Origin of the sequence: Caballeronia sp. GAWG1-5s-s (assembly GCF_023631445.1) — a bacterium.
GTDB lineage: Bacteria > Pseudomonadota > Gammaproteobacteria > Burkholderiales > Burkholderiaceae > Caballeronia.
On sequence record NZ_JALQDC010000004.1, the window covers coordinates 274,100 to 294,242 of the forward strand.

Genomic DNA, 20,143 nt, shown 5'->3' on the forward strand with positions numbered 1-20,143 from the left:
CGGCGCAACGCCAAAACGCCCTTCGTGGCAGGCGCGCGGAGTCGAATCTGCGTGGCCGGAGCGAAGGGCGTATCATGTAACAAGAGTGTCCGGAGGCTTACACATTTATGGCGGACAAAAAAGGTTCCAGCAGCGAAAAGCTGCTGTACTGCTCGTTCTGCGGAAAGAGCCAGCATGAGGTGAAGAAGCTCATTGCCGGCCCGTCGGTGTTCATCTGCGATGAATGTATCGACCTGTGCAACGAGATCATTCGCGATGAAGCGGCCGGCGCGGCGGAAGAGGCCGGGCTGACCAAGTCCGACCTGCCGAGCCCGCAGGAAATCAGCGACATCCTGAATCAGTACGTGATCGGCCAGGAACGCGCGAAGAAGATTCTCGCGGTGGCCGTGTACAACCATTACAAGCGGCTCAAGCACCTCGACAAGAAGGACGACATCGAGTTGTCGAAGAGCAACATCCTGCTGATCGGGCCGACCGGCTCCGGCAAGACGCTGCTCGCGCAGACGCTCGCGCGCATGCTGAACGTGCCGTTCGTGATCGCCGACGCCACCACGCTCACCGAAGCGGGTTACGTCGGCGAAGACGTCGAGAACATCATTCAGAAGCTGCTGCAGAACTGCAACTACGAAGTCGACAAGGCGCAGCGCGGCATCGTCTATATCGATGAAATCGACAAGATCAGCCGCAAGTCGGACAACCCGTCCATCACGCGCGACGTGTCGGGCGAGGGCGTGCAGCAGGCGCTGCTGAAGCTGGTCGAAGGCACCATGGCATCGGTGCCGCCGCAAGGCGGGCGCAAGCACCCGAATCAGGACTTCATCCAGGTCGATACGACGAACATCCTGTTCATCTGCGGCGGCGCGTTCGACGGTCTGGAGAAGGTCATCACGGACCGCACGGAAAAGACCGGCATCGGTTTCGGCGCGAGCGTGAAGAGCAAGCAGGATCGCGACGCCGGCGAAGTGCTGCGCGAAGTCGAGCCGGAAGATCTGATCAAGTTCGGTTTGATTCCGGAGCTGATCGGCCGTCTGCCCGTCGTGGCGACGCTCGGCAAGCTGGACGAAGCCGCGCTCGTGAAGATTCTGATCGAGCCGAAGAACGCGCTGGTGAAGCAGTATCACAAGCTGTTCGCCATGGAACGCGTGGAACTGGAGATTCGTCCGGCCGCGCTGCAGGCCATCGCGCAAAAGGCGATTCGCCGCAAGACCGGCGCGCGCGGGCTGCGCTCGATTCTGGAACAGGCGTTGCTCGACGTGATGTACGAACTGCCGACGATGAAGGGCGTGTCGAAGGTGATCGTCGATGACAACACCATCGACGGCGACGGCAAACCGTTGCTCATCTATGAAGACGCACCGAAAGTAGCAGGGTCGAACTAAATCGGGCTGTGTGTCGGCGAGAGGCCGTTCATGGCGACGTGAACGGCCTTTGTTTTTATTTTTCGGTTTATCTTGTGGACGTTACTGACGAACTTGGACTACCGACTTTTCCCTTCCGATAAAGGCTTGCAATAGCTCTTAACGGCCTTACTTACGAACGAACCGATTCCATTAATGGGGAAATGAAATGTCAGGAACCCAACTCCTCCCGCAGGAACGCATCACGTTGCCGCTGCTCCCGCTGCGCGACGTAGTCGTGTTCCCGCACATGGTGATTCCGCTCTTCGTTGGGCGGCCCAAGTCGATCAAGGCACTCGAAGCCGCGATGGAAGGCGGCAAGCACATCATGCTCGTCGCCCAGAAAACGGCGGCGAAAGATGAGCCGACCGAAAAAGACATGTACGAAGTGGGATGTGTCGCCAACATCCTGCAAATGCTGAAGCTGCCGGACGGCACCGTGAAAGTGCTCGTCGAAGGCTTGCAGCGCGCGAAAACGCTCTCGATCGAAGAGCAGGAAACGCAGTTCTCCTGCGACGTGATGCCGCTCGAACCGGACCACGCCGACAGCGCCGAGACTGAAGCCCTGCGCCGCGCGATCGTCTCGCAGTTCGATCAGTACGTGAAGCTCAACAAGAAGATTCCGCCGGAAATCCTAACATCGCTGTCGGGTATCGACGAGGCGGGTCGTCTCGCTGACACCATCGCCGCGCATCTGCCGCTCAAGCTCGACCAGAAGCAGCACATCCTCGAGATGTTCCCGGTCATCGAACGGCTGGAGCACCTGCTTGCGCAACTCGAAGCGGAAATCGACATTCTGCAGGTCGAGAAGCGCATCCGTGGGCGCGTGAAGCGTCAGATGGAAAAGAGCCAGCGCGAGTACTACCTGAACGAACAGGTCAAGGCCATCCAGAAGGAACTGGGCGAAGGCGAAGAGGGCGCGGATCTCGAAGAACTCGAGAAGCGCATCGCCGCCGCGCGCATGCCGAAGGAAGCCAAGAAGAAGGCCGACGCCGAGCTCAAGAAGCTGAAGCTGATGTCGCCGATGTCCGCGGAAGCGACCGTCGTGCGCAACTACATCGACACGCTGATCGGCCTGCCTTGGCGCAAGAAGAGCAAGGTCAACAACGACCTCTCGAACGCCGAACGCGTGCTCGACGAAGACCACTTCGGCCTCGAAAAGGTCAAGGAACGCATTCTCGAATATCTCGCGGTTCAGCAACGTGTCGAGAAGGTGAAAGCGCCGATCCTGTGCCTCGTCGGGCCTCCGGGCGTCGGCAAGACTTCGCTCGGGCAGTCCATCGCCCGCGCGACGAATCGCAAGTTCGTGCGCATGGCGCTCGGCGGCGTGCATGACGAGTCCGAGATTCGCGGCCACCGTCGCACGTACATCGGCTCGATGCCGGGCAAGATCTTGCAAAGCCTGGCGAAGGTCGGCGTGCGCAATCCGCTTTTCCTGCTCGACGAAGTCGACAAGATGGGCATGGATTTCCGCGGCGATCCGGCTTCCGCGCTGCTCGAAGTGCTGGATCCGGAACAGAACCATACGTTCGCGGACCACTACATCGAAGTGGACTTCGACCTGTCGGACGTGATGTTCGTCGCGACGTCGAACTCGCTGAACATTCCGCCGCCGCTGCTCGACCGGATGGAAGTGATTCGCCTCTCGGGTTACACCGAGGACGAGAAGGTCAGCATCGCGCAGCGTTACCTGCTGCCGAAGCAAAAGCGCAACAACGGCCTGAAGGAAGGCGAGATCGAGGTGGCGGAACAAGCCATCCGCGACATCATTCGCTACTACACGCGTGAAGCGGGCGTGCGTTCGCTCGAGCGCGAAGTGTCGAAGATCTGCCGCAAGGTCGTGAAGATGCTGCTCCTGAAGAAGGCGGAAGGCGCGGTGAAGGTGGACGGTTCGAACCTCGACACGTTCCTCGGCGTGCGCAAGTACGACTTCGGTCTGGCCGCGAAGGAGAACCAGATCGGTCAGGTGACGGGTCTCGCGTGGACGGAAGTGGGCGGCGATCTGCTCACGATCGAAGCGGCGGTCATGCCTGGCAAGGGCGGCGTGATCCGCACCGGTTCGCTCGGCGACGTGATGAAGGAATCCGTCGAGGCGGCACGCTCGGTCGTGCGCTCGCGCTCGCGGCGTCTCGGCATCACGGATGAGTCGTTCGAGAAGAAGGACATCCACATCCACGTGCCCGAAGGCGCGACGCCGAAGGACGGTCCGTCCGCCGGTATCGCGATGACGACGGCGCTCGTGTCCGTGTTGACCGGCATTCCGGTGCGCGCGGACGTGGCGATGACCGGCGAGATCACGCTGCGCGGCGAAGTGCTGCCGATCGGCGGGTTGAAGGAGAAGCTGCTGGCGGCGCATCGCGGCGGCATCAAGCTCGTGCTGATCCCGGAAGAGAACACGAAGGATCTGGCCGACATTCCCGACAACGTGAAGAACGCCATCGAGATCGTGCCGGTTCGCTGGATCGACCGCGTGCTGGAACTGGCGCTGGAGCGTCTGCCCGAACCGCTGCCGGAAGAGGAAGCGAAAGCGACCCCGGTGGCAGCGGAAGCGCAGAAAGACCAACCCGCTACGGGCGACGTCGTGAAACACTGAGCGTCTCAAGGCATCGATCAAAACCCGCGGCTTCGTCCGCGGGTTTTTTTTCGCCAGCCGCTTCTAAGTCGCCCGAGCACGCGTTCCAATCGGGCGCAACCCTCGTTGACACGACAGTTTCGGCTGCGTCTAATGGCCGCGCATCGGCTCAGGCGCGATGCGGTCCGCTCACGACGGCGGGCCGAAAAATCGATTACAACGTGCCATTACAGATTTGGGGAAACAATGAACAAGACGGAACTGATCGACCATATCGCGCAGCAAGCCGATATATCGAAGGCAACGGCCGGGCGAGCGCTCGAAGCGGTCATCGACGGCGTGCGCGCGACGCTGGAGAAGGGCGACTCAGTGACGCTCGTCGGCTTCGGCACCTTCGCGGTAGGCGAGCGCGTCGCCCGCACTGGCCGCGATCCGCGCACCGGCGCGGCGATCACCATCGAAGCGGCAAAAATTCCCAAGTTCCGCGCTGGTAAAGCCCTGAAGGATGCGCTAAACTAGCTGACTCGCTGGGAACGGTGCAATTCACCGGTTCTTCTGTTCCAGGCGAACAGAAATCCGGGTGCTTAGCTCAGTTGGTAGAGCGGCGCCCTTACAAGGCGTAGGTCGGGAGTTCGAGCCTCTCAGCACCCACCACTTCCAGCGGCACGCAGTACATCGATGCAGTAGCAGCACCCAGGAGCGGTAGTTCAGTCGGTTAGAATACCGGCCTGTCACGCCGGGGGTCGCGGGTTCGAGTCCCGTCCGCTCCGCCAAGAACGACTGGAAATCCCGCAAGCTTCACGGCTTGCGGGATTTTTATTTTCGACACCTTTGGTTAAGTGTCCTAAGGATTCTGGAGTTGCAGTTCGCGCAACGATTCGAGCGAGGATGAGACATCGCGCGTCGAGCGCAGGAAAGATCGCAGCATCAAAAAGCGCAAAACGCCGCCGGCTTTCGCCTTTTCGCCTCCCGCTGTTGTAATATCGAGCGTTTTGTCTAACCTCGCAGCGCAACGCATGCTCGACTTCTTCCGCAACCACCAGCGCCTGATGATGGCCCTGCTGATTCTCATCATCGTGCCCGGACTGGGTATCGTCGGGATTCAGGGCTTCAGCAACTTCTTCGACGAAAGCGCCTACGTCGCCAGCGTGAACGGTCACAAGATCACGCGCGCCGAATATGAAAGCGCCTTCCGGCAGCAGGTCGACCGCGCCCGCGCCATGCTCGGCGCGCAGTTCGATCCCAAAATGTTCGATTCGCCCGAGACGCGCAGCGCGATGGTGAACAGCCTCGTGCAGCAACGCGTCATGGCCGACGAAACGCAGCGCCTGCATCTCACGGCTTCGGACGACGCCGTGCGCCGCGCGCTGCTGTCCGATCCGGGCATTGCGTCGCTGCGCAAGCCGGACGGCACCATCGACCTCGACCGCTACAAGCAGCTTCTCGCGATGCAGGGCATGACGCCCGCGCAATACGACGAACGCATGCGCTACACGATTGCGAACGACCAGATTCCGTCGAGCATTCAGCAGAGCGCGTTCACGTCGAAGTCGCTCGCGCAGAACCTGACGGAACTGGCCGAGCAGCGCCGATCGGTGCAGGGCCTGTCGCTGCGCAGCGCGGACTATACCGCGAAGGCCCAGCCGACCGACGCGCAACTGCACGCTTACTACGACGCGCATCGCAACGCATTCGCGACGCCCGAGACCGCGACGATCCAGTATCTCGTGCTGTCACCGGCCACGCTCGCGGCGGCATCGAAGCCGAGCGACGCCGACCTCAAGAAGTTCTACGACGACAACATTCAGCGTTACCGCACGCAGGGCGAAGTGCGCGCGAGCCACATTCTGATCAATGCGCCGAAGGACGCCAGCGCCGCCGACAAGGCCAAGGCGAAGCAGAAGGCCGAAGCGCTGCTCGCGCAAGTGAAGGCGCATCCGGACCAGTTCGCGGATATCGCCAAGAAGAATTCGGATGACCAGGGCTCGGCCAAAAAGGGCGGCGATCTCGGTTACTTCGCGCCCGGCCAGATCGCAGGCGGCAAGGCATTCGACGACGCTGCGTTCAGCCTGAAGAAGGGCGAGGTCAGCAACATCGTCGAATCGGACTTCGGCTATCACATTATTCAGGCGACGGACGTAAAGCCCGCCGTGACGAAGCCGTTCGACGAAGTGAAGGACGCCGTCGCGAAGGACTACGCCGCGCAGCAGGGCTCGAAGGGCTTCGCCGACAGTGCGCAGGGCTTCACGGACCTCGTCTACGAGAAAGAGAAGTCGCTTCAGCCCGCCGCCGACAAGTACAAGCTGACGATCCAGACCGCCACGGTCGGACCGAAGCCGAATCCCCAGTTGCCGCCGGACAATCCGCTCAATAACGCGAAGTTCCTCGCGGCCGTATTCGCGCCGGATTCGGTGAAGCAGCACTACAACACGCAGGCGATCGACGTGGGCAACAACACGCTCATCGCGGCTCGCGTGACCGACTATAAGGCGCCGACGGTGCCGGCGTTCGACGCCGTCAAGGATGCCGTGCGCACCAAGGTCGTCGCGGAACAGGCTGCGGCGCTCGCGCACAAGGAAGGCGAGGCGAAGCTGGCTGAATTGCAGAAGTCGAAGTCGGCGGACGGCTTCACGTCGGCCGTCACGGTCTCGCGCAACGACGCGCAAGGCTTGCCGCCTGCCGCGCTCGCCGCGATCTTCAAGGCAGACGCATCGAAGCTGCCGGCGTATGTGGGCGTCGATCTGGGCGCGGACGGCTACGCCATTTATCGCGTGAACGGGATCGAGAAGGCCGCTCCGGTCGCAGCGGACCGACTCGCGGGCGCGCAGCAGCAGATCGCGCAAGTGTACGGGCAGGCCGAAATGGAAGCCTATATCGACTCGCTGAAGGCGCGCTCGAAGGTCAAGCTCAGCGCGGCGCCGGCGCCGTCCGCGAACGAGTAAGCATCTCAAGCGTCGCTCACGAAAAAGCCCCCGCGTCCGAAAGGAGCGGGGGCTTTGTCTTGGCCGTCATCCGCGAATCAGCCGCCTGCGATGTCTCGGCACATCACAGAGCGGACGCGGACTTACAGGCAGCCTTGAATGTCGCCGGTCGCGTCGCTGCCGGCTGCGCCCGAGGCGCGGAAGCCGACCCACGTACCCGAACCGGACCACGACGGACGCACCACGGCCGCTGCGCCGTTAGGCGGCTGCTGGCCCGGAACGAACACGTCGACGGCCTGGTCGTTCGCGAGCGTGTCTTGCGAAATCACCTGCTGCTGCGACTTCGTCGCCCACTGCTGGGAGATGCATTGCGCGACCACCTTCGGCGCCTTCTGGCTCGTGCCGACTTGCTGCACGCCGGCAGGCGGCTGTGCGGCACAGGCAGAGATCGCAACGGTCAATGCGAGCAAGGGGATATGTTTCACGTGACCTCCTTGTAGAGTCGCTCGATGTCGAGCGGGTTATAAGAGTGACGCGAGAGTCTGATGACTGAATCCTGGCCGCGTTCCGCGTTATTCCCGCCGCTACGGCGCTTGCGTTCCGCTATTGCGAAGCGCTTGCGCCCAGCAAGGGTTTCAACGTCGGCCAGACGTTGTTCAATAGCAAGGGTTGCGCCTGAGCCGTCGGATGAATCTGGTCGGACTGGAACATCGACGGCTTGTCTTCGATGCCGGCGAGCAGGAACGGCACGAGCGCCACATGCTTGTCCTTCGCGATGCGCTCATAGACCGCGTGGAACTTTTGCGAATAGTCCGGGCCGTAGTTGTGCGGCACGTACATGCCGATAAGCAGCACTTTCGCATGCGCCGCCTGCGACGCGTCGACGATGCCGCGAAGGTTCGCCTCCGTGGTCGCGAGTGGCACGCCGCGCAGCGCATCGTTGGCGCCGAGTTCGACGATGACGACCGATGGCTTGATGCGCCCGAGCACGGCAGTGAGCCGGGCGCGTCCGCCGCTCGTGGTGTCGCCGCTGATGCTCGAATTGGCGACGCTATAATCGAGACGCTCTTTAGCCAGCCGCTCGCGCAGCAGCGCGACCCAGCCGGTATCGCGCGGCAGGCCATATTCCGCCGAAAGACTGTCGCCCAGCACGACGATGGCGGGCTTCATTTGCGCATCGGCAGCTTGAGCATGCGAGAAAGCGGCCGCCGACAACATCATGCTCGCGATCGCAGCCTTCACGAAGCCGCGCGCGCTCCAGTTCTTATTCAAGGTGTCCATGCAAAACAATACTGAGCCGGTCATCGAAGTTCGGGGATTGAGCAAACGGGTGAAGGACGCCACGGGCGAGCTGACGATTCTGGACAACATCGACTTGTCCATCGCGAAGGGTAGCAGCGTGGCGATCGTCGGCGCATCGGGATCAGGCAAGTCGACGTTGCTCGGCTTGCTCGCGGGATTGGACAGCGCGAGCGACGGCTCGGTTCGCCTGCTCGGCAAGGAGCTGTCGGCACTGAACGAAGACGAGCGCGCCGCGCTCAGAAGCGGCGCGGTCGGTTTCGTGTTCCAGTCGTTCCAGTTGATGCCGCATCTGACGGCGCTGGAGAACGTGATGCTGCCGCTCGAACTGCGCGCCGAGATGCCGCATGACCAGATCGCGCAGCGCGCGCGCTCGCTGCTCGATCAGGTCGGGCTCTCGCAACGGACCGGGCATTACCCGAAGCTGCTTTCGGGCGGCGAACAACAGCGGGTTGCGCTCGCGCGCGCCTTCGTCACGCATCCCGCCATTCTTTTCGCCGATGAACCCACCGGCAGTCTCGATGCCGCGACCGGCTACGCGATCATCGACCTGATGTTCGAGATGAATGCGCGCAACGGCGCGACGCTCGTGCTCGTCACGCACGACACCGAACTCGCGCAACGCTGCGACGCGACCGTGACGATCGAAGCGGGGCGGCTCGTCAACGGTCTCGCCGTCTAGACACGAAAACGCCCGCATCGGCGACGATGCGGGCGTCGTGAAGAACGGCAAAGCGTCGTGACGGGTCAGCGCTTCAGCGCTTGAGCGCCTTGCGCGCGCGCTCGATCAACGCGGACGTCGACGAATCGTGCTTGGCCGGGTCCACGCTCGCTGCCGTGATATCCGCCTCGACCACCTTGCCGAGAATCTTGCCCAGTTCGACGCCCCACTGGTCGAACGAATTGATGTCCCACACCGTTCCCTGCACCAGCACCTTGTGCTCGTAAAGCGCGATCAGCGCGCCGAGCGACTGCGGCGTGAGCGCGTCGAGCAGGATGGTCGTCGTCGGCCGGTTGCCGGGGAAGCTCAGGTGCGTCGCGAGTTCTTCCTTGCCCGGACCCGCCACCTTCTTCGCTTCTTCGAGCGTGCGGCCGAGCATCAGCGCCTCGCTCTGCGCGAAGCAGTTCGCGAGCAGCTTCGCGTGATGATCAACGAGCGGATGTTCCGGCGTCAGCAGCGCGATGAAGTCGATCGGAATGATGGTCGGCCCTTGATGCAGCATCTGGAAGAACGCGTGCTGGCCGTTCGTGCCGGGCTCGCCCCAGATCACCGCGGCGGTCGGGTAGTCGACCATGCCGCCGTCGAGCGTCGCGGACTTGCCGTTGCTCTCCATCTCCAGTTGCTGAAGATACGACGGCAGATAGTGCAGCGCCTGTGAATACGGCGCGACGAGATCGCTTTGCGAGCCGAAGAAGTTGCGATACCAGATGCCGATCATGCCCATCAGCACCGGCAGATTCTGCGCGAGCGGCGCGGTGCGGAAGTGCTGATCCATCGCGTCGGCGCCTTGCAGCAGCGCCTCGAAGTTCTGCGGCCCGACCGACAGCATGATCGACAGTCCGACAGCCGACCACAGCGAATAGCGCCCGCCGACCCAGTCCCACATCTCGAAGACGTTTTCCTTCGCGATGCCGAACTTCACGACCTCGGCCGTATTCGCCGACACGCCGACGAAGTGCTTCGACAACTGGTCTTCCGGGCAGCCCTGTTTCAGGAACCAGTCGCGCATGGAGTGCGCGTTGGTCATGGTTTCGAGCGTGGTGAAGGTCTTCGAGACGACGATGGCGAGCGTCTCTTCCGCGTCGATCTGTTGCAGCACGCTATAGAGATCGGCGCCGTCGACGTTGGAGACGAAGTGCGTATCCAGTTCCTTCGACGCGAGATGATGCAGCGCGTGCACGACCATCTTCGGCCCGAGATCCGAGCCGCCGATGCCGATGTTCACCACATGGCGAATGCGCTTGCCGGTATAGCCGGTCCACGAACCGTCGCGGACCTTGTCGGCGAACGCGGCCATCTTCGCCTTTTCTTTCTGCACCTGTTCGTGGAAGGGCGCATCGGGCGACTGCGCGCGCAGCGCCGTGTGCAGCGCGGCGCGGCCTTCGGTGACGTTCACGGTTTCGCCGGCGAACATCGCGTCGCGGCGCTTCGTGACGCCGGCTTCTTCGGCGAGCTGGACGAGCAGTTCGAGCGTGGCGTCGGTGATGCGGTTCTTCGAGAAGTCGATCGTGAGGCCGCCGCCTTCGAACGTCAGGCGCTCGGCGCGCGTCGGCGCCGTGTCGTTTTGCGGCGCGAACCAGTCGCGCAGGCGCTCGCCGGAGATGGCATCGTAGTGCGATTGGAGCGCCGACCAGGCAGGGTGCGATTTGAGCGTCATAGCGGTCTGATAGTCCAGAGTGACAGTGGGAAACGTCCGTGCGGATGCGGTTTGCCGAGGCTGCGTACTGCGACCATCGAAGGTTCGTGAACGCGGTGCGTGCCGCCGCGGATGCCCGAATCGAAGCAACGAATCAAAGGGAGTATAGCGACGATGCGTGAATGGATGCTTGCAAGCCGTCACACGCGCCGCCGCGTTAGCCGTTCGGCGGATAGAACAGGCGGTTGATGAGACCGCGCACCTCGGGCGCGAGTTCGCCCGCCGTGAGCCCGGCCGGTCCGATGCCGCGACCGGTCAGCGACTGCGCGGCCAGTCCGTGCAGATAGACGCCCGCGAGCGCCGCTTCGTACTGCGGCAGCTTTTGCGCGAGCAATGCGCCGATCAATCCGCCGAGCACGTCGCCGGTGCCGCCTGTGGCGAGTCCCGCGTTGCCGGTCGGATTCACCGCGACGCGGCCATCCGGCGACGCGATCACCGTGCCCGATCCTTTCAGCACGACGACAGCCGCGTAGCGCGCGCTAAGCTGGCGCGCTGCGGCAATGCGATCCGCCTGCACGGCTTTCGCGTCGGATTGCAGAAGCCGCGCGGCCTCCAGCGGATGCGGCGTCAGCACGCACGGATCGCCCGTGCGGCCGCGCGCCGCGACTTCGCCCGCGAGCGCGTCGTCCGTCGCGACGAGATTGAGCGCGTCGGCATCGAGGAGCTTGGGCATGTCGAGCTTGAGCACATCGGCGAGCACGCGCTTCGCGCGATCCGTTTTCCCCATGCCGCAGCCGATGGACAGCGCATCCGTCTTGTCGAGCGCGAAGCCGTCGACGTGATGCAACATCAGCTCGGGATGCGGCGGGTCGTAGGGCGGGCCGCCTTCGCCCAGAAACGCGACGTGGACCTTACCCGCGCCCGCGTAGAGCGCCATGCGCGCCGCGAGGATCGGCGCGCCGCACATGCCCGTGTCGCCGCCCACGACGGCCAGCGTGCCGAACGTGCCCTTGTTGGTCGCGAAGTCGCGCGGCGGCAGGCTCGCCCGGAAAAGCGCTGTCGCGTTGAGCATGATCGCGGGCGCGGCGGGCGGCTCCACGTCCAGCGTCGCGACGTGCAGCGTGCCGCATAGATCGCGGCCGAGCGCGGTGATGAGGCCCGGCTTCGCGCCGATGAAGGTGATCGTCGTGTTCGCGCGCAGCGCCTCGCCGCCGCCGACGGGCGCGCCGGTATCGCTGTCGAGGCCGCTCGGCACATCGAGCGCGAGCACGCGGCCGGATTGCTGCGCGCGACGCGACATGCGCGCGGCCAGCGTCGCGAAGACGCCATCGAGCGGGCGCGTGAGTCCGATGCCGAACATGCCGTCGACGAGCCAGCCGAAACCGTCGAAGGAGGCGGGCGGGTCGCTCTTGATCGGCACGCCGGCCGCCTGCGCGGCATCGAGCGCCCAGCGGGCGTCGTCGGGCTTGACGGCTATCGGCATGCAAACCTCGACGGCCACGCCCGCGCGGTGCAGATGCTCCGCGACCACGAGCGCATCGCCGCCGTTGTTGCCGGGGCCGGCCGCGATCCACACGGGCAACGCGCGGGCGTCCGGATCGCGGGAGAGGGCATCGAGCAGATACTGCGCGGCGGCCGCGCCCGCGCGGGCCATCAGCGTGTGTGGCGGCAGCGCGGCGGCGGCTCGCGCTTCGAGACTGCGCAGCTCCGCGAGCGTGAAGAGCGGGAGCGCGTCGTCGTCGGGCGTAAAGTAGGAAGCGGATGCGGTCATGATGGCGCGAACGAAGGGTCGGCAAAGAAGGCGAAAGCGTCCCGGCTCGCACCCTTCATGCCACGCCGCGCCGGGCGGGCGACTTGCGCCTCGAAGCGCGTCAGAAGCGTGTCAAAAACGTTCGACGCCGATGGCCGCGAGCGTCTCGGCGGGAAGATCGGGCGCGACACCGGAGACGAGATCCGCGACCACTTTAGCAGACCCGCACCCGAGGCCCCAGCCCGCCGGACCGTGCGCCGCGTTGACGAAAAGACGTGGATGCCGCGTCGCGCCGACGACCGGCAACCCGTCCGCCGAAAGCAGCCGCAAGCCGTCCCACGAACGCGCAGCCGATACGCGCGCGGCACCCGGAATCCAGTCGTGCGTGCCTTGGCCGAGCACGTCGAAGGCGCGGCGCGCGAGCCCGGCGCGCGCGGGTTTGTCGGCCTTCGCGAAACTCTGGAAAACGCCCGCGCCGCCGACACGCAGCCGCTGATGCACCCGCGACATCGTGATGCGCTTCACCGAATCGACCACCGTGATATGCGGCGCGCGTTCCTCGTAGGCGACGGGCGCGGTCAGCGTATGCACGCGCAGCGGATACAGCGAAGGCGTGGAGCGAAAGCCGCCGACGAGCGCGGGCGTATCCGCGCCCGCCGCGACGACGACCGCATCGGCGGATATCACCTCGGCGTCGGCGTGGCGCTTCTTGTCGTCCTTCGAGCGGGCAAGTTCGACCGCGGCGCGGCGGGCTTCGAGCCGCAGCGACGCCACTTCGCAATTCATGCGGAACTCGACGCCGGCTTCTTCCAGCAATTGCTTCAGTTGCTTCGTGAAAAGCGGGCAGTTGGCGGTGCGTTCTTCGGGGAGCAGAACGCCGCCTGCGAACGCGGGATCGTCCGGCACGGATGGCTCCGCCCGCACGCATTCGTCCGGCGCAAGCGGCCGGTGAGGCACGCCGAAGCTCTTCAGAAGCTCGATGGCCGGCTGCGCGTCGTCGAGTTCGCGGGCGTGCCGGAAAACGTGCAGCATGCCGACGCGCTGCTCGTAGTCGAGTTCGAAGCGCGTTTCGATCTCGGCAAGCGCGCGCCGCGACAATTCGACGAGCGGCTGCAAGCGCGCGTACTGCGCCGCGAACGCCTGCGGATCGCGCAGCTCGCCGAGTCGCTTGAGAAAATCGCGCGCGGCGCCGTCGAAGCCGGTTTTCACGATCATGCCGCTTTGCTTCGCGCGGCTCGACGCCATGAATGTCGGCCCGAACCAGACGTCGAGCGGCGAGGGCAGAAGCGCGCCGCCCTGGCCGTACGTCGCGCCTTGCGCGACAGTCGCGTGGCGCTCGATCACACAGACGCGATGCCCGGCCGCGTGCAACTGATAAGCGGTGGCGATGCCGGCGATTCCTCCGCCGATGACGATGACATCCATGACTTTTTGTGCCCGAGGGCGGGAGAACGCACGCGCGGCGCGGCGCATCGAGCGCCCGGCGAGCCGCGTGTCCTGACGGTAAGACGGCAGGCGCGGCGGCATGCCGCGCCCGAAGAAAGCGCGCCATGATAGCGCCAAATGCGCCGTCCAGGGACGGCCATTCCGGAACCGCTCATGTGTCAAAAAGCGTGTCATCCAGGCGTGCGACCGAGCCGCGAAATTTCAGGATAAGCAAGCAATGCCGGCGTTCCGCCGGGCGCCACCACGACAGCACCGCCCGGCCGGGCGCAGCCGATTTCGAGACGCATCCGGGTTATAATCGCGGTCTTCACTCCGCCTCACGCCGCTTTCCCGCACTCGGCGCGCCGAGTGCCATCGAGCGGCTCACAGACGTCATCGACGCACCGTCACAATGGCCCACTTCTCGTGTTTCCCCGGCGCTTCGGCCCTCTCCGATTTCCGTCAGACTCGTCTTCTCGAAACGCTCGCCCGCATCGACGCCAACATCGTCGGCGTGCGCGGACAATTCCTGCATTTCGTCAACGCGTCCGAGCCGCTCAGCGACGAGGACACGAACCGCATCCACGCGCTGATGCACTACGGCACGCCGTTCGCGGACCAGAAAGAGCGCGGCCATGTCGAAACGTTTCTCGTCGTGCCGCGCTTCGGCACCGTGTCGCCGTGGGCGAGCAAGGCGACCGACATCGCGCATCACTGCGGTCTGACGCAGGTGCGGCGCATCGAGCGCGGCGTCGAGTATTCGGTCGTCATGAAAAGCGGGCTGCTCGGCGGCAAGAAGGCGCTGTCGGACGAGGCGCGCGCGCAGGTCGCGGCCGCGCTGCACGATCGCATGACGGAAAGCGTCGCGGCATCGCGCGATCAGGCGCTGCATCTCTTCGATGAACTGCCCGCAAAGCCGCTGCAGACCGTCGATATCATCGGCACGGGGCGCTCCGCGCTGGAAGCGGCGAACGTCGAACTGGGCCTCGCGCTGGCGGATGACGAGATCGACTATCTGGTGAACGCGTTCCAAAGCCTCGGGCGCAATCCGACCGATGTCGAACTGATGATGTTCGCGCAGGCCAACAGCGAGCACTGCCGCCACAAGATTTTCAACGGCGAGTGGACCATCGACGGCGAGAAGCAGGACATGTCGCTCTTCCAGATGATCCGCAATACCGAGAAGCTGAATCACGAAGGGACGATCGTCGCGTATTCGGACAACTCGGCGATCATGCGGGGCGGCGTGGCGGAACGCTGGTTCCCGCGCGGCGAGAGCGAGCATTACGAGCGCCACGTCGAGCTCACGCACACGCTGATGAAGGTCGAGACGCACAATCACCCGACCGCCATCTCGCCGTTCGCGGGCGCGGCGACGGGCTCGGGCGGCGAAATCCGTGACGAGGGCGCGACCGGCCGCGGCGCGCGTCCGAAAGCAGGCCTAGCGGGCTTCACCGTGTCGAATCTGGATCTGCCCGACGCGCGTCAGAAGTGGGAAAACGCCCGCGACAGCGCCACGCCGCCGTCCGCGCGCAATCCCGCCGACGCGCACGAGCCGTATGGCCGTCCGAACCGCATCGCATCGCCGTTGCAGATCATGATCGACGGCCCGATCGGCGCGGCCGCCTTCAACAACGAGTTTGGCCGGCCGAATCTCGGCGGCTACTTCCGCGCCTACGAGCAGAACGTCGGCGGCCGCGTGCGCGGCTATCACAAGCCGATCATGATCGCGGGCGGCATCGGCAATATCTCGGACCAGCACACGCACAAGCACGACTTGCCGGCCGGCACGCTCTTGATCCAGATTGGCGGGCCGGGCATGCGAATCGGCATGGGCGGCGGCGCGGCTTCGTCGATGGCCACGGGCGCGAACACCGCCGAGCTCGACTTCGATTCCGTGCAGCGCGGCAATCCTGAGATCCAGCGCCGCGCGCAGGAAGTCATCAACGCATGCTGGCAGTTGGGCGAGCGCAACCCGATTCTGTCGATTCACGACGTCGGCGCAGGCGGCATCTCGAATGCGTTCCCCGAACTCGTCGACGGCGCGGGCAAGGGCGCGCGCTTCGAACTGCGCAAGGTGCAACTCGAAGAAAGCGGCCTGTCGCCGCGCGAAATCTGGTCGAACGAGGCGCAAGAGCGTTACGTGCTGGCCATTGCGCCCGCCGATCTGCCCGCGTTCGAAGCCATCTGCGCACGCGAGCGTTGCCCGGTCGCGGTCGTCGGCGTGGCGACGGAAGAGCGTCAACTGAAGCTGATCGACGATGAGAACGAAGGCCAGCAGCCCGTCGACATGCCGATGGACGTGCTGCTCGGCAAGCCGCCGAAGATGCATCGCGACGTGAAGCGCGAACAGGCGAAGTTCGAGCCCGTCGACGTGACCGGGCTCGCGCTGTCGGAAGTCGCGCTCGACGTGCTGAAGCATCCGACGGTGGCGAGCAAGTCGTTTCTCATCACCATCGGCGACCGCTCGGTGGGCGGCACGACCGCGCGCGACCAGTTCGTGGGTCCGTGGCAGGTGCCCGTCGCCGACTGCGCGATCACGACGATGGACTACGCGGGCTTTCGCGGCGAAGCGATGACCATGGCCGAGCGCACGCCGCTCGCCGTGATCGACGCGCCAGCTTCCGGCCGCATGGCCGTCGGCGAAGCGGTGACCAACATCGCGTCCGCGCCGATCGAATCGCTGAACAAGCTGAAGCTCTCCGCCAACTGGATGGCCGCGTGCGGCAGCCCGGGCGAAGACGCCGCGCTCTATGCGACGGTGAAGGCGATTGGCATGGAACTGTGTCCGGCGCTCGGCATTAGCATTCCGGTCGGCAAGGATTCGCTGTCGATGCGCACCAAATGGCAGGACGCGCGCGGCGCTCAGAAGGAAGTGGTGTCGCCGGTGTCGCTCATCATCTCGGCGTTCGCGCCGGTCGAAGACGTGCGCCGGCATCTGACGCCGCAGCTCGTCGCCGATACGAACACGGTGCTCATCGCGATCGATCTCGGGCGCGGGCGCAATCGCCTCGGCGGCAGCATTCTCGCGCAAGTCACGCAGCAGGTCGGCGAAGCCGTGCCCGACGTGGACGACGCCGAAGACCTGAAGCGCTTCTTCGCCGCCATTCAGTCGCTCAATGCCGACGGCAAGCTGCTCGCGTACCACGACCGCTCGGACGGCGGTCTGTGGGCGACGGTCTGCGAGATGGCGTTCGCCGGGCACGTGGGCGTGTCGCTGAACGTGGACATGCTGACGCTCGACGCCGGGCACGAATCCGATTACGGCGACGCCAAAGACTGGGCGAAGCAGACAAGCGGCCGCCGCGACGACCGCACCGTTCGCGCGCTCTTCGCCGAGGAACTGGGCGCGGTCGTGCAGGTGCGCGCAGCCGACCGCGACGCGGTGCTCGCCGCGCTGCGCGAACACGGCTTGTCGGCGTGCTCGCACGTGATCGGCAAGCCGAACGAGCGCGATGCCGTCGAGATTTATCGCGACGCGAAGAAGATCTTCGATGCGCCGCGCGTCGAACTTCATCGCGCATGGAGCGAGGTGAGCTGGCGCATCGCGCGTCTGCGTGACAACCCGGCCTGCGCGGACGCCGAATACGACGCGCTGCTCGACGCGACCGATCCCGGCCTCTCGCCGGTGCTCACGTTCGATCCGGCCGAAGACGTGGCTGCGCCGTTCATCGCGACGAACAAGCGCCCGCGCGTGGCGATTCTGCGCGAGCAGGGCGTGAACTCGCATCTGGAGACGGCTTACGCGTTCGACCGCGCCGGCTTCGACGCGCACGACGTCCACATGAGCGATCTGCTCGAAGGCCGCGCGACGCTCGCCGATTTCGCGGGCGCGGTGGCGTGCGGCGGCTTCTCGTATGGCGACGTGCTCGGCGCGGGCGAGGGCTGGGCGAAGACCATCCGCTTCAATCCGCGCCTCGCGGACATGTTCGCGGCGTTCTTCGCGCGTCAGGACACGTTCGCGCTCGGCATCTGCAATGGCTGCCAGATGATGTCGAGCCTCGCGTCGATCATCCCGGGCGCGGAAAGCTGGCCGAAGTTCACGCGCAACAAGTCGGAGCAGTTCGAGGCGCGCTTCTCGCTGGTGGAGGTGCAGAGCTCGCCGTCGATTTTCTTCGCCGGCATGGAAGGCTCGCGCATTCCGGTGGCGGTCGCGCACGGCGAAGGCTTCGCGGACTTCTCGCAACAGGGCGATGCCGCGAGCGCGCTCGTCGCGATGCGTTACGTCGATCATCGCGGCAACGCGACGGAGCAGTATCCGTTCAACCCGAACGGGTCGCCGCAGGGCATCACGTCGGTCACGACGCCCGACGGCCGCTTCACGGTGCTGATGCCGCACATGGAGCGCGTGCATCGCAATGTGCAGATGAGCTGGACGCCCGCCGACTGGACCACCGACGCGAGCCCGTGGCTGCGCGCGTTCCAGAATGCGCGACGCTTCCTCGGCTGATCGCGCGTAAGCGCAGAACAACGCCCCGGAGCCTCGGCTGCCGGGGCGTTTTTCTGGACTGCGCGGTTCCAAAAACGACAAAGCCGCCCGAGGGCGGCTTTGTCGTCGAATGCGCGGATTCGCGTGAGAAGGGCAATTACTTGATGACCGCCTTCTTGCGCAGATCCTCTTCGAACGCCTGCAGCTTTTCCTGCTGCATCTGCTGCGCGATCTGCGCCTTGACCTGATCGAACGGCGGCGGCGCGATTTCGCGGCTGTCGTCGAGGCGGATGATGTGCCAGCCGAACTGCGTCTTGACCGGCGCGGCCGTGACTTCGCCCTTCTTCAGCTTTTCGGCCGCTGCGCCGAATTCCGGCACGTAGGCCGACGGCGACGACCAGTCGAGATCACCGCCGTTCTTGCCCGATCCCGGATCCTTCGAATACTGCTTTGCGAGATCTTCGAAGCTCGCGCCGCCCTTGATTTTCGCGATCAGGTCTTTGGCCTGCGCTTCGTTCTCGACGAGGATGTGATGCAGATGCAGTTCCTTGCCGCCGCCTTGCTGCTTCACGAGCTGGTCGTAACGCGCCTTGATCTCGGCGTCGGTCGGCTTGTTCTTCGCGAGGTAATCTTCGATCATCGCGCGCAGCACGACGGTCTGCTGCGCGACGGCCAGTTGCGCCTTCACGTCCGGGCGGTTGGCCACGCCTTCGCGGGCGGCTTCCTGCATCAGGATTTCACGGTTGATCAGTTCTTCGCGCACGGCCTGTTGCAGTTGCGGCGAATCCTGCTGACCCTGCTGGACGAGTTGCTTCACGAGCGCATCGGCGCGCGCCGTGGGAATCGGCGTGCCGTTCACGACGGCGATGTTCTGCGCAAACGCGGGAGCCGCCGCGAACGCAGCCAGCAACACCCAGACACGGGTTTTTTTCAAAGTCATCGGAGGTTCCTAACTGAACAAACAGACGCCTTCAAAGGCGGGTTTAGCGAGATCGGGCCGGACCGCGATTTATTCGAATTGTTCTGCGAACTCTTGCGGCGTATAAGCCCGGATGGCGAGCGCGTGCACGCCGCGCCGCATTTCTTCGGCCAGCGCATCATACACCAGCCGATGCCGCGCCACGCGCGCCTTGCCGGCAAAGCGTTCCGCGACAATGGTCACCGTGTAGTGACTGCCCGACGCCGCGCCGGCGTGGCCCGCGTGCGCGGCGCTGTCGTCCTCGATATGGACGGACTGCGGATCGAGCGCGGCGTTCAGGCGCGCTTCGAGATGCGCGATCTTGTCCTGCGCGCTGGCGGCCATGAAATCGAACGGAGCGGTCACTGGTTGTCCTCCTTCATGTACTTCGCAAGCCAGAAACTCTGCGCGACGATGAACAGCACGAGGCAGCCGGTCGCGCCGAAGAGCTTGAAGTTGACCCACTGGTCGGTGGTGAAGTGATAGGCGACGAAGAGATTCACGATGCCGAGCAGCGCGAAAAACACCGCCCACGCGATGTTCAACTGTCCCCATACGCGATGCGGCAGCACGATCTGCTTGCCCATCATCGCTTCGATCAGGTTCTTCCTGAAGCCGACTTGCGCGACGATCAGCGCGAACGCGAACAGCCAGTAAAGGGCAGTGGGCTTCCACTTGATGAACGTGTCGTTATGCAGCACGAGCGTCGCGCCGCCGAACACGACGACGACGCCGAGGCTCACCCACAACATCGGATCGACCTTGCGGTGCCGGAACGCGACCCACGCGATCTGCACGAGCGTCGCCGCGATCGCCACGGCCGTCGCCGTATAGATGCCCCATATCTTGAAAGCGACGAAAAAGAGGATGATCGGAAACAGATCGAACAGGAATTTCATTGGCGTTTCGGAGATGAGGCGAATGGTGCGATGCGGGGCGCGATGACGCTAAACGAACGCCCGCTCGGGAGAGCGGGCGCGGGTCGGGCGTCGGCCACGAGCGAGCGTGCCAGCCCGTGTCCGTTCAAGGCTGAAC

The 20,143-nt window shown here is 64.6% G+C and carries 14 protein-coding genes and 2 tRNA genes; 8 read left to right on the plus strand and 8 right to left on the minus strand.

All coding sequences use genetic code 11. The features are described from left to right. The first annotated feature begins 107 nt into the window (after positions 1–107). From clpX to NCR34_RS07185, 6 genes are all read left to right on the plus strand, one after another. Entirely contained in the window at positions 108–1,379 is a 1,272-nt protein-coding gene (gene clpX, locus NCR34_RS07160; RefSeq protein WP_106855990.1) for an ATP-dependent Clp protease ATP-binding subunit ClpX, read from the plus strand. A gap of 187 nt (positions 1,380–1,566) precedes the next feature. After that, positions 1,567–3,990 (plus strand): endopeptidase La, encoded by a 2,424-nt coding sequence (lon, locus tag NCR34_RS07165; protein WP_175940279.1) that lies wholly within the window; start codon positions 1,567–1,569, stop codon positions 3,988–3,990. 225 nt (positions 3,991–4,215) lie between these two features. Further along, the gene (locus tag NCR34_RS07170) at positions 4,216–4,488 is read left to right on the plus strand and encodes an HU family DNA-binding protein (RefSeq protein ID WP_175940280.1); all 273 of its coding nucleotides are present in this window, start codon (positions 4,216–4,218) and stop codon (positions 4,486–4,488) included. Positions 4,489–4,547: 59 nt separating this feature from the next. Beyond that, positions 4,548–4,623: transfer RNA gene (locus NCR34_RS07175), tRNA-Val, on the plus strand. A 42-nt stretch (positions 4,624–4,665) separates the two neighbouring features. Then, positions 4,666–4,742 (plus strand) — tRNA-Asp (locus NCR34_RS07180). Between the two features lie 243 nt (positions 4,743–4,985). Continuing rightward, positions 4,986–6,911: a SurA N-terminal domain-containing protein gene (locus NCR34_RS07185; RefSeq protein ID WP_250499519.1), complete on the plus strand. Its 1,926-nt coding sequence runs from the start codon at positions 4,986–4,988 to the stop codon at positions 6,909–6,911. A gap of 122 nt (positions 6,912–7,033) precedes the next feature. Here NCR34_RS07185 and NCR34_RS07190 read toward each other — a convergent pair whose 3' ends face one another. Further along, a complete protein-coding gene (locus NCR34_RS07190; RefSeq protein WP_175940281.1) occupies positions 7,034–7,375 on the minus strand; it encodes a hypothetical protein in 342 nt (113 codons plus the stop codon). A gap of 118 nt (positions 7,376–7,493) precedes the next feature. Continuing rightward, the gene (locus tag NCR34_RS07195; protein WP_502800057.1) at positions 7,494–8,171 is read right to left on the minus strand and encodes an arylesterase; all 678 of its coding nucleotides are present in this window, start codon (positions 8,169–8,171) and stop codon (positions 7,494–7,496) included. Here NCR34_RS07195 and NCR34_RS07200 point away from each other — a divergent pair. Then, entirely contained in the window at positions 8,170–8,871 is a 702-nt protein-coding gene (locus NCR34_RS07200; protein WP_250499463.1) for an ABC transporter ATP-binding protein, read from the plus strand. The genes NCR34_RS07195 and NCR34_RS07200 overlap by 2 nt on opposite strands. 73 nt (positions 8,872–8,944) lie before the next feature. Here NCR34_RS07200 and pgi read toward each other — a convergent pair whose 3' ends face one another. The 3 genes from pgi to NCR34_RS07215 all read right to left on the minus strand — a co-directional run bounded on the left by pgi (position 8,945) and on the right by NCR34_RS07215 (position 13,721). After that, entirely contained in the window at positions 8,945–10,567 is a 1,623-nt protein-coding gene (pgi, locus tag NCR34_RS07205) for a glucose-6-phosphate isomerase (RefSeq protein WP_248322204.1), read from the minus strand. A 196-nt stretch (positions 10,568–10,763) separates the two neighbouring features. Further along, positions 10,764–12,317, minus strand: a complete 1,554-nt coding sequence (locus NCR34_RS07210) for an NAD(P)H-hydrate dehydratase (protein ID WP_250499464.1) — start codon at positions 12,315–12,317, stop codon at positions 10,764–10,766. A gap of 111 nt (positions 12,318–12,428) precedes the next feature. Continuing rightward, positions 12,429–13,721 carry an FAD-dependent oxidoreductase gene (locus tag NCR34_RS07215; RefSeq protein WP_250499465.1) on the minus strand — a complete coding sequence of 431 codons (1,293 nt, stop codon included), beginning with the start codon at positions 13,719–13,721 and terminating at the stop codon, positions 12,429–12,431. 412 nt (positions 13,722–14,133) lie between these two features. Between NCR34_RS07215 and purL the strand changes: the two genes are divergently transcribed. Then, positions 14,134–18,171: a phosphoribosylformylglycinamidine synthase gene (purL, locus tag NCR34_RS07220; protein WP_250499466.1), complete on the plus strand. Its 4,038-nt coding sequence runs from the start codon at positions 14,134–14,136 to the stop codon at positions 18,169–18,171. Between the two features lie 136 nt (positions 18,172–18,307). Here the strand turns inward: purL and NCR34_RS07225 are convergent, their stop codons facing one another. From NCR34_RS07225 to NCR34_RS07235, 3 genes are all read right to left on the minus strand, one after another. Next, the gene (locus NCR34_RS07225; protein WP_206468117.1) at positions 18,308–19,090 is read right to left on the minus strand and encodes a peptidylprolyl isomerase; all 783 of its coding nucleotides are present in this window, start codon (positions 19,088–19,090) and stop codon (positions 18,308–18,310) included. A gap of 69 nt (positions 19,091–19,159) precedes the next feature. Then, positions 19,160–19,453, minus strand: a complete 294-nt coding sequence (locus NCR34_RS07230; RefSeq protein WP_206468229.1) for a BolA family protein — start codon at positions 19,451–19,453, stop codon at positions 19,160–19,162. A gap of 17 nt (positions 19,454–19,470) precedes the next feature. Then, positions 19,471–20,007 carry a septation protein A gene (locus tag NCR34_RS07235; RefSeq protein ID WP_175940289.1) on the minus strand — a complete coding sequence of 179 codons (537 nt, stop codon included), beginning with the start codon at positions 20,005–20,007 and terminating at the stop codon, positions 19,471–19,473. Between the last annotated feature and the right edge of the window lie 136 nt (positions 20,008–20,143).

What these genes read in the sequence shown, in the direction of transcription:
- pgi (WP_248322204.1), bottom strand. Translation starts at nt 10,567, where the DNA reads ATGACGCTCAAATCGCACCCTGCCTGGTCGGCGCTCCAATCGCACTAC.
- NCR34_RS07210 (WP_250499464.1), bottom strand. Translation starts at nt 12,317, where the DNA reads ATGACCGCATCCGCTTCCTACTTTACGCCCGACGACGACGCGCTCCCG.
- NCR34_RS07225 (WP_206468117.1), bottom strand. Translation starts at nt 19,090, where the DNA reads ATGACTTTGAAAAAAACCCGTGTCTGGGTGTTGCTGGCTGCGTTCGCG.
- NCR34_RS07230 (WP_206468229.1), bottom strand. Translation starts at nt 19,453, where the DNA reads ATGGCCGCCAGCGCGCAGGACAAGATCGCGCATCTCGAAGCGCGCCTG.
- NCR34_RS07235 (WP_175940289.1), bottom strand. Translation starts at nt 20,007, where the DNA reads ATGAAATTCCTGTTCGATCTGTTTCCGATCATCCTCTTTTTCGTCGCT.
- NCR34_RS07200 (WP_250499463.1), top strand. Translation starts at nt 8,170, where the DNA reads ATGCAAAACAATACTGAGCCGGTCATCGAAGTTCGGGGATTGAGCAAA.
- NCR34_RS07195 (WP_502800057.1), bottom strand. Translation starts at nt 8,171, where the DNA reads ATGGACACCTTGAATAAGAACTGGAGCGCGCGCGGCTTCGTGAAGGCT.
- lon (WP_175940279.1), top strand. Translation starts at nt 1,567, where the DNA reads ATGTCAGGAACCCAACTCCTCCCGCAGGAACGCATCACGTTGCCGCTG.
- NCR34_RS07215 (WP_250499465.1), bottom strand. Translation starts at nt 13,721, where the DNA reads ATGGATGTCATCGTCATCGGCGGAGGAATCGCCGGCATCGCCACCGCT.
- NCR34_RS07185 (WP_250499519.1), top strand. Translation starts at nt 4,986, where the DNA reads ATGCTCGACTTCTTCCGCAACCACCAGCGCCTGATGATGGCCCTGCTG.
- NCR34_RS07170 (WP_175940280.1), top strand. Translation starts at nt 4,216, where the DNA reads ATGAACAAGACGGAACTGATCGACCATATCGCGCAGCAAGCCGATATA.
- purL (WP_250499466.1), top strand. Translation starts at nt 14,134, where the DNA reads ATGGCCCACTTCTCGTGTTTCCCCGGCGCTTCGGCCCTCTCCGATTTC.
- clpX (WP_106855990.1), top strand. Translation starts at nt 108, where the DNA reads ATGGCGGACAAAAAAGGTTCCAGCAGCGAAAAGCTGCTGTACTGCTCG.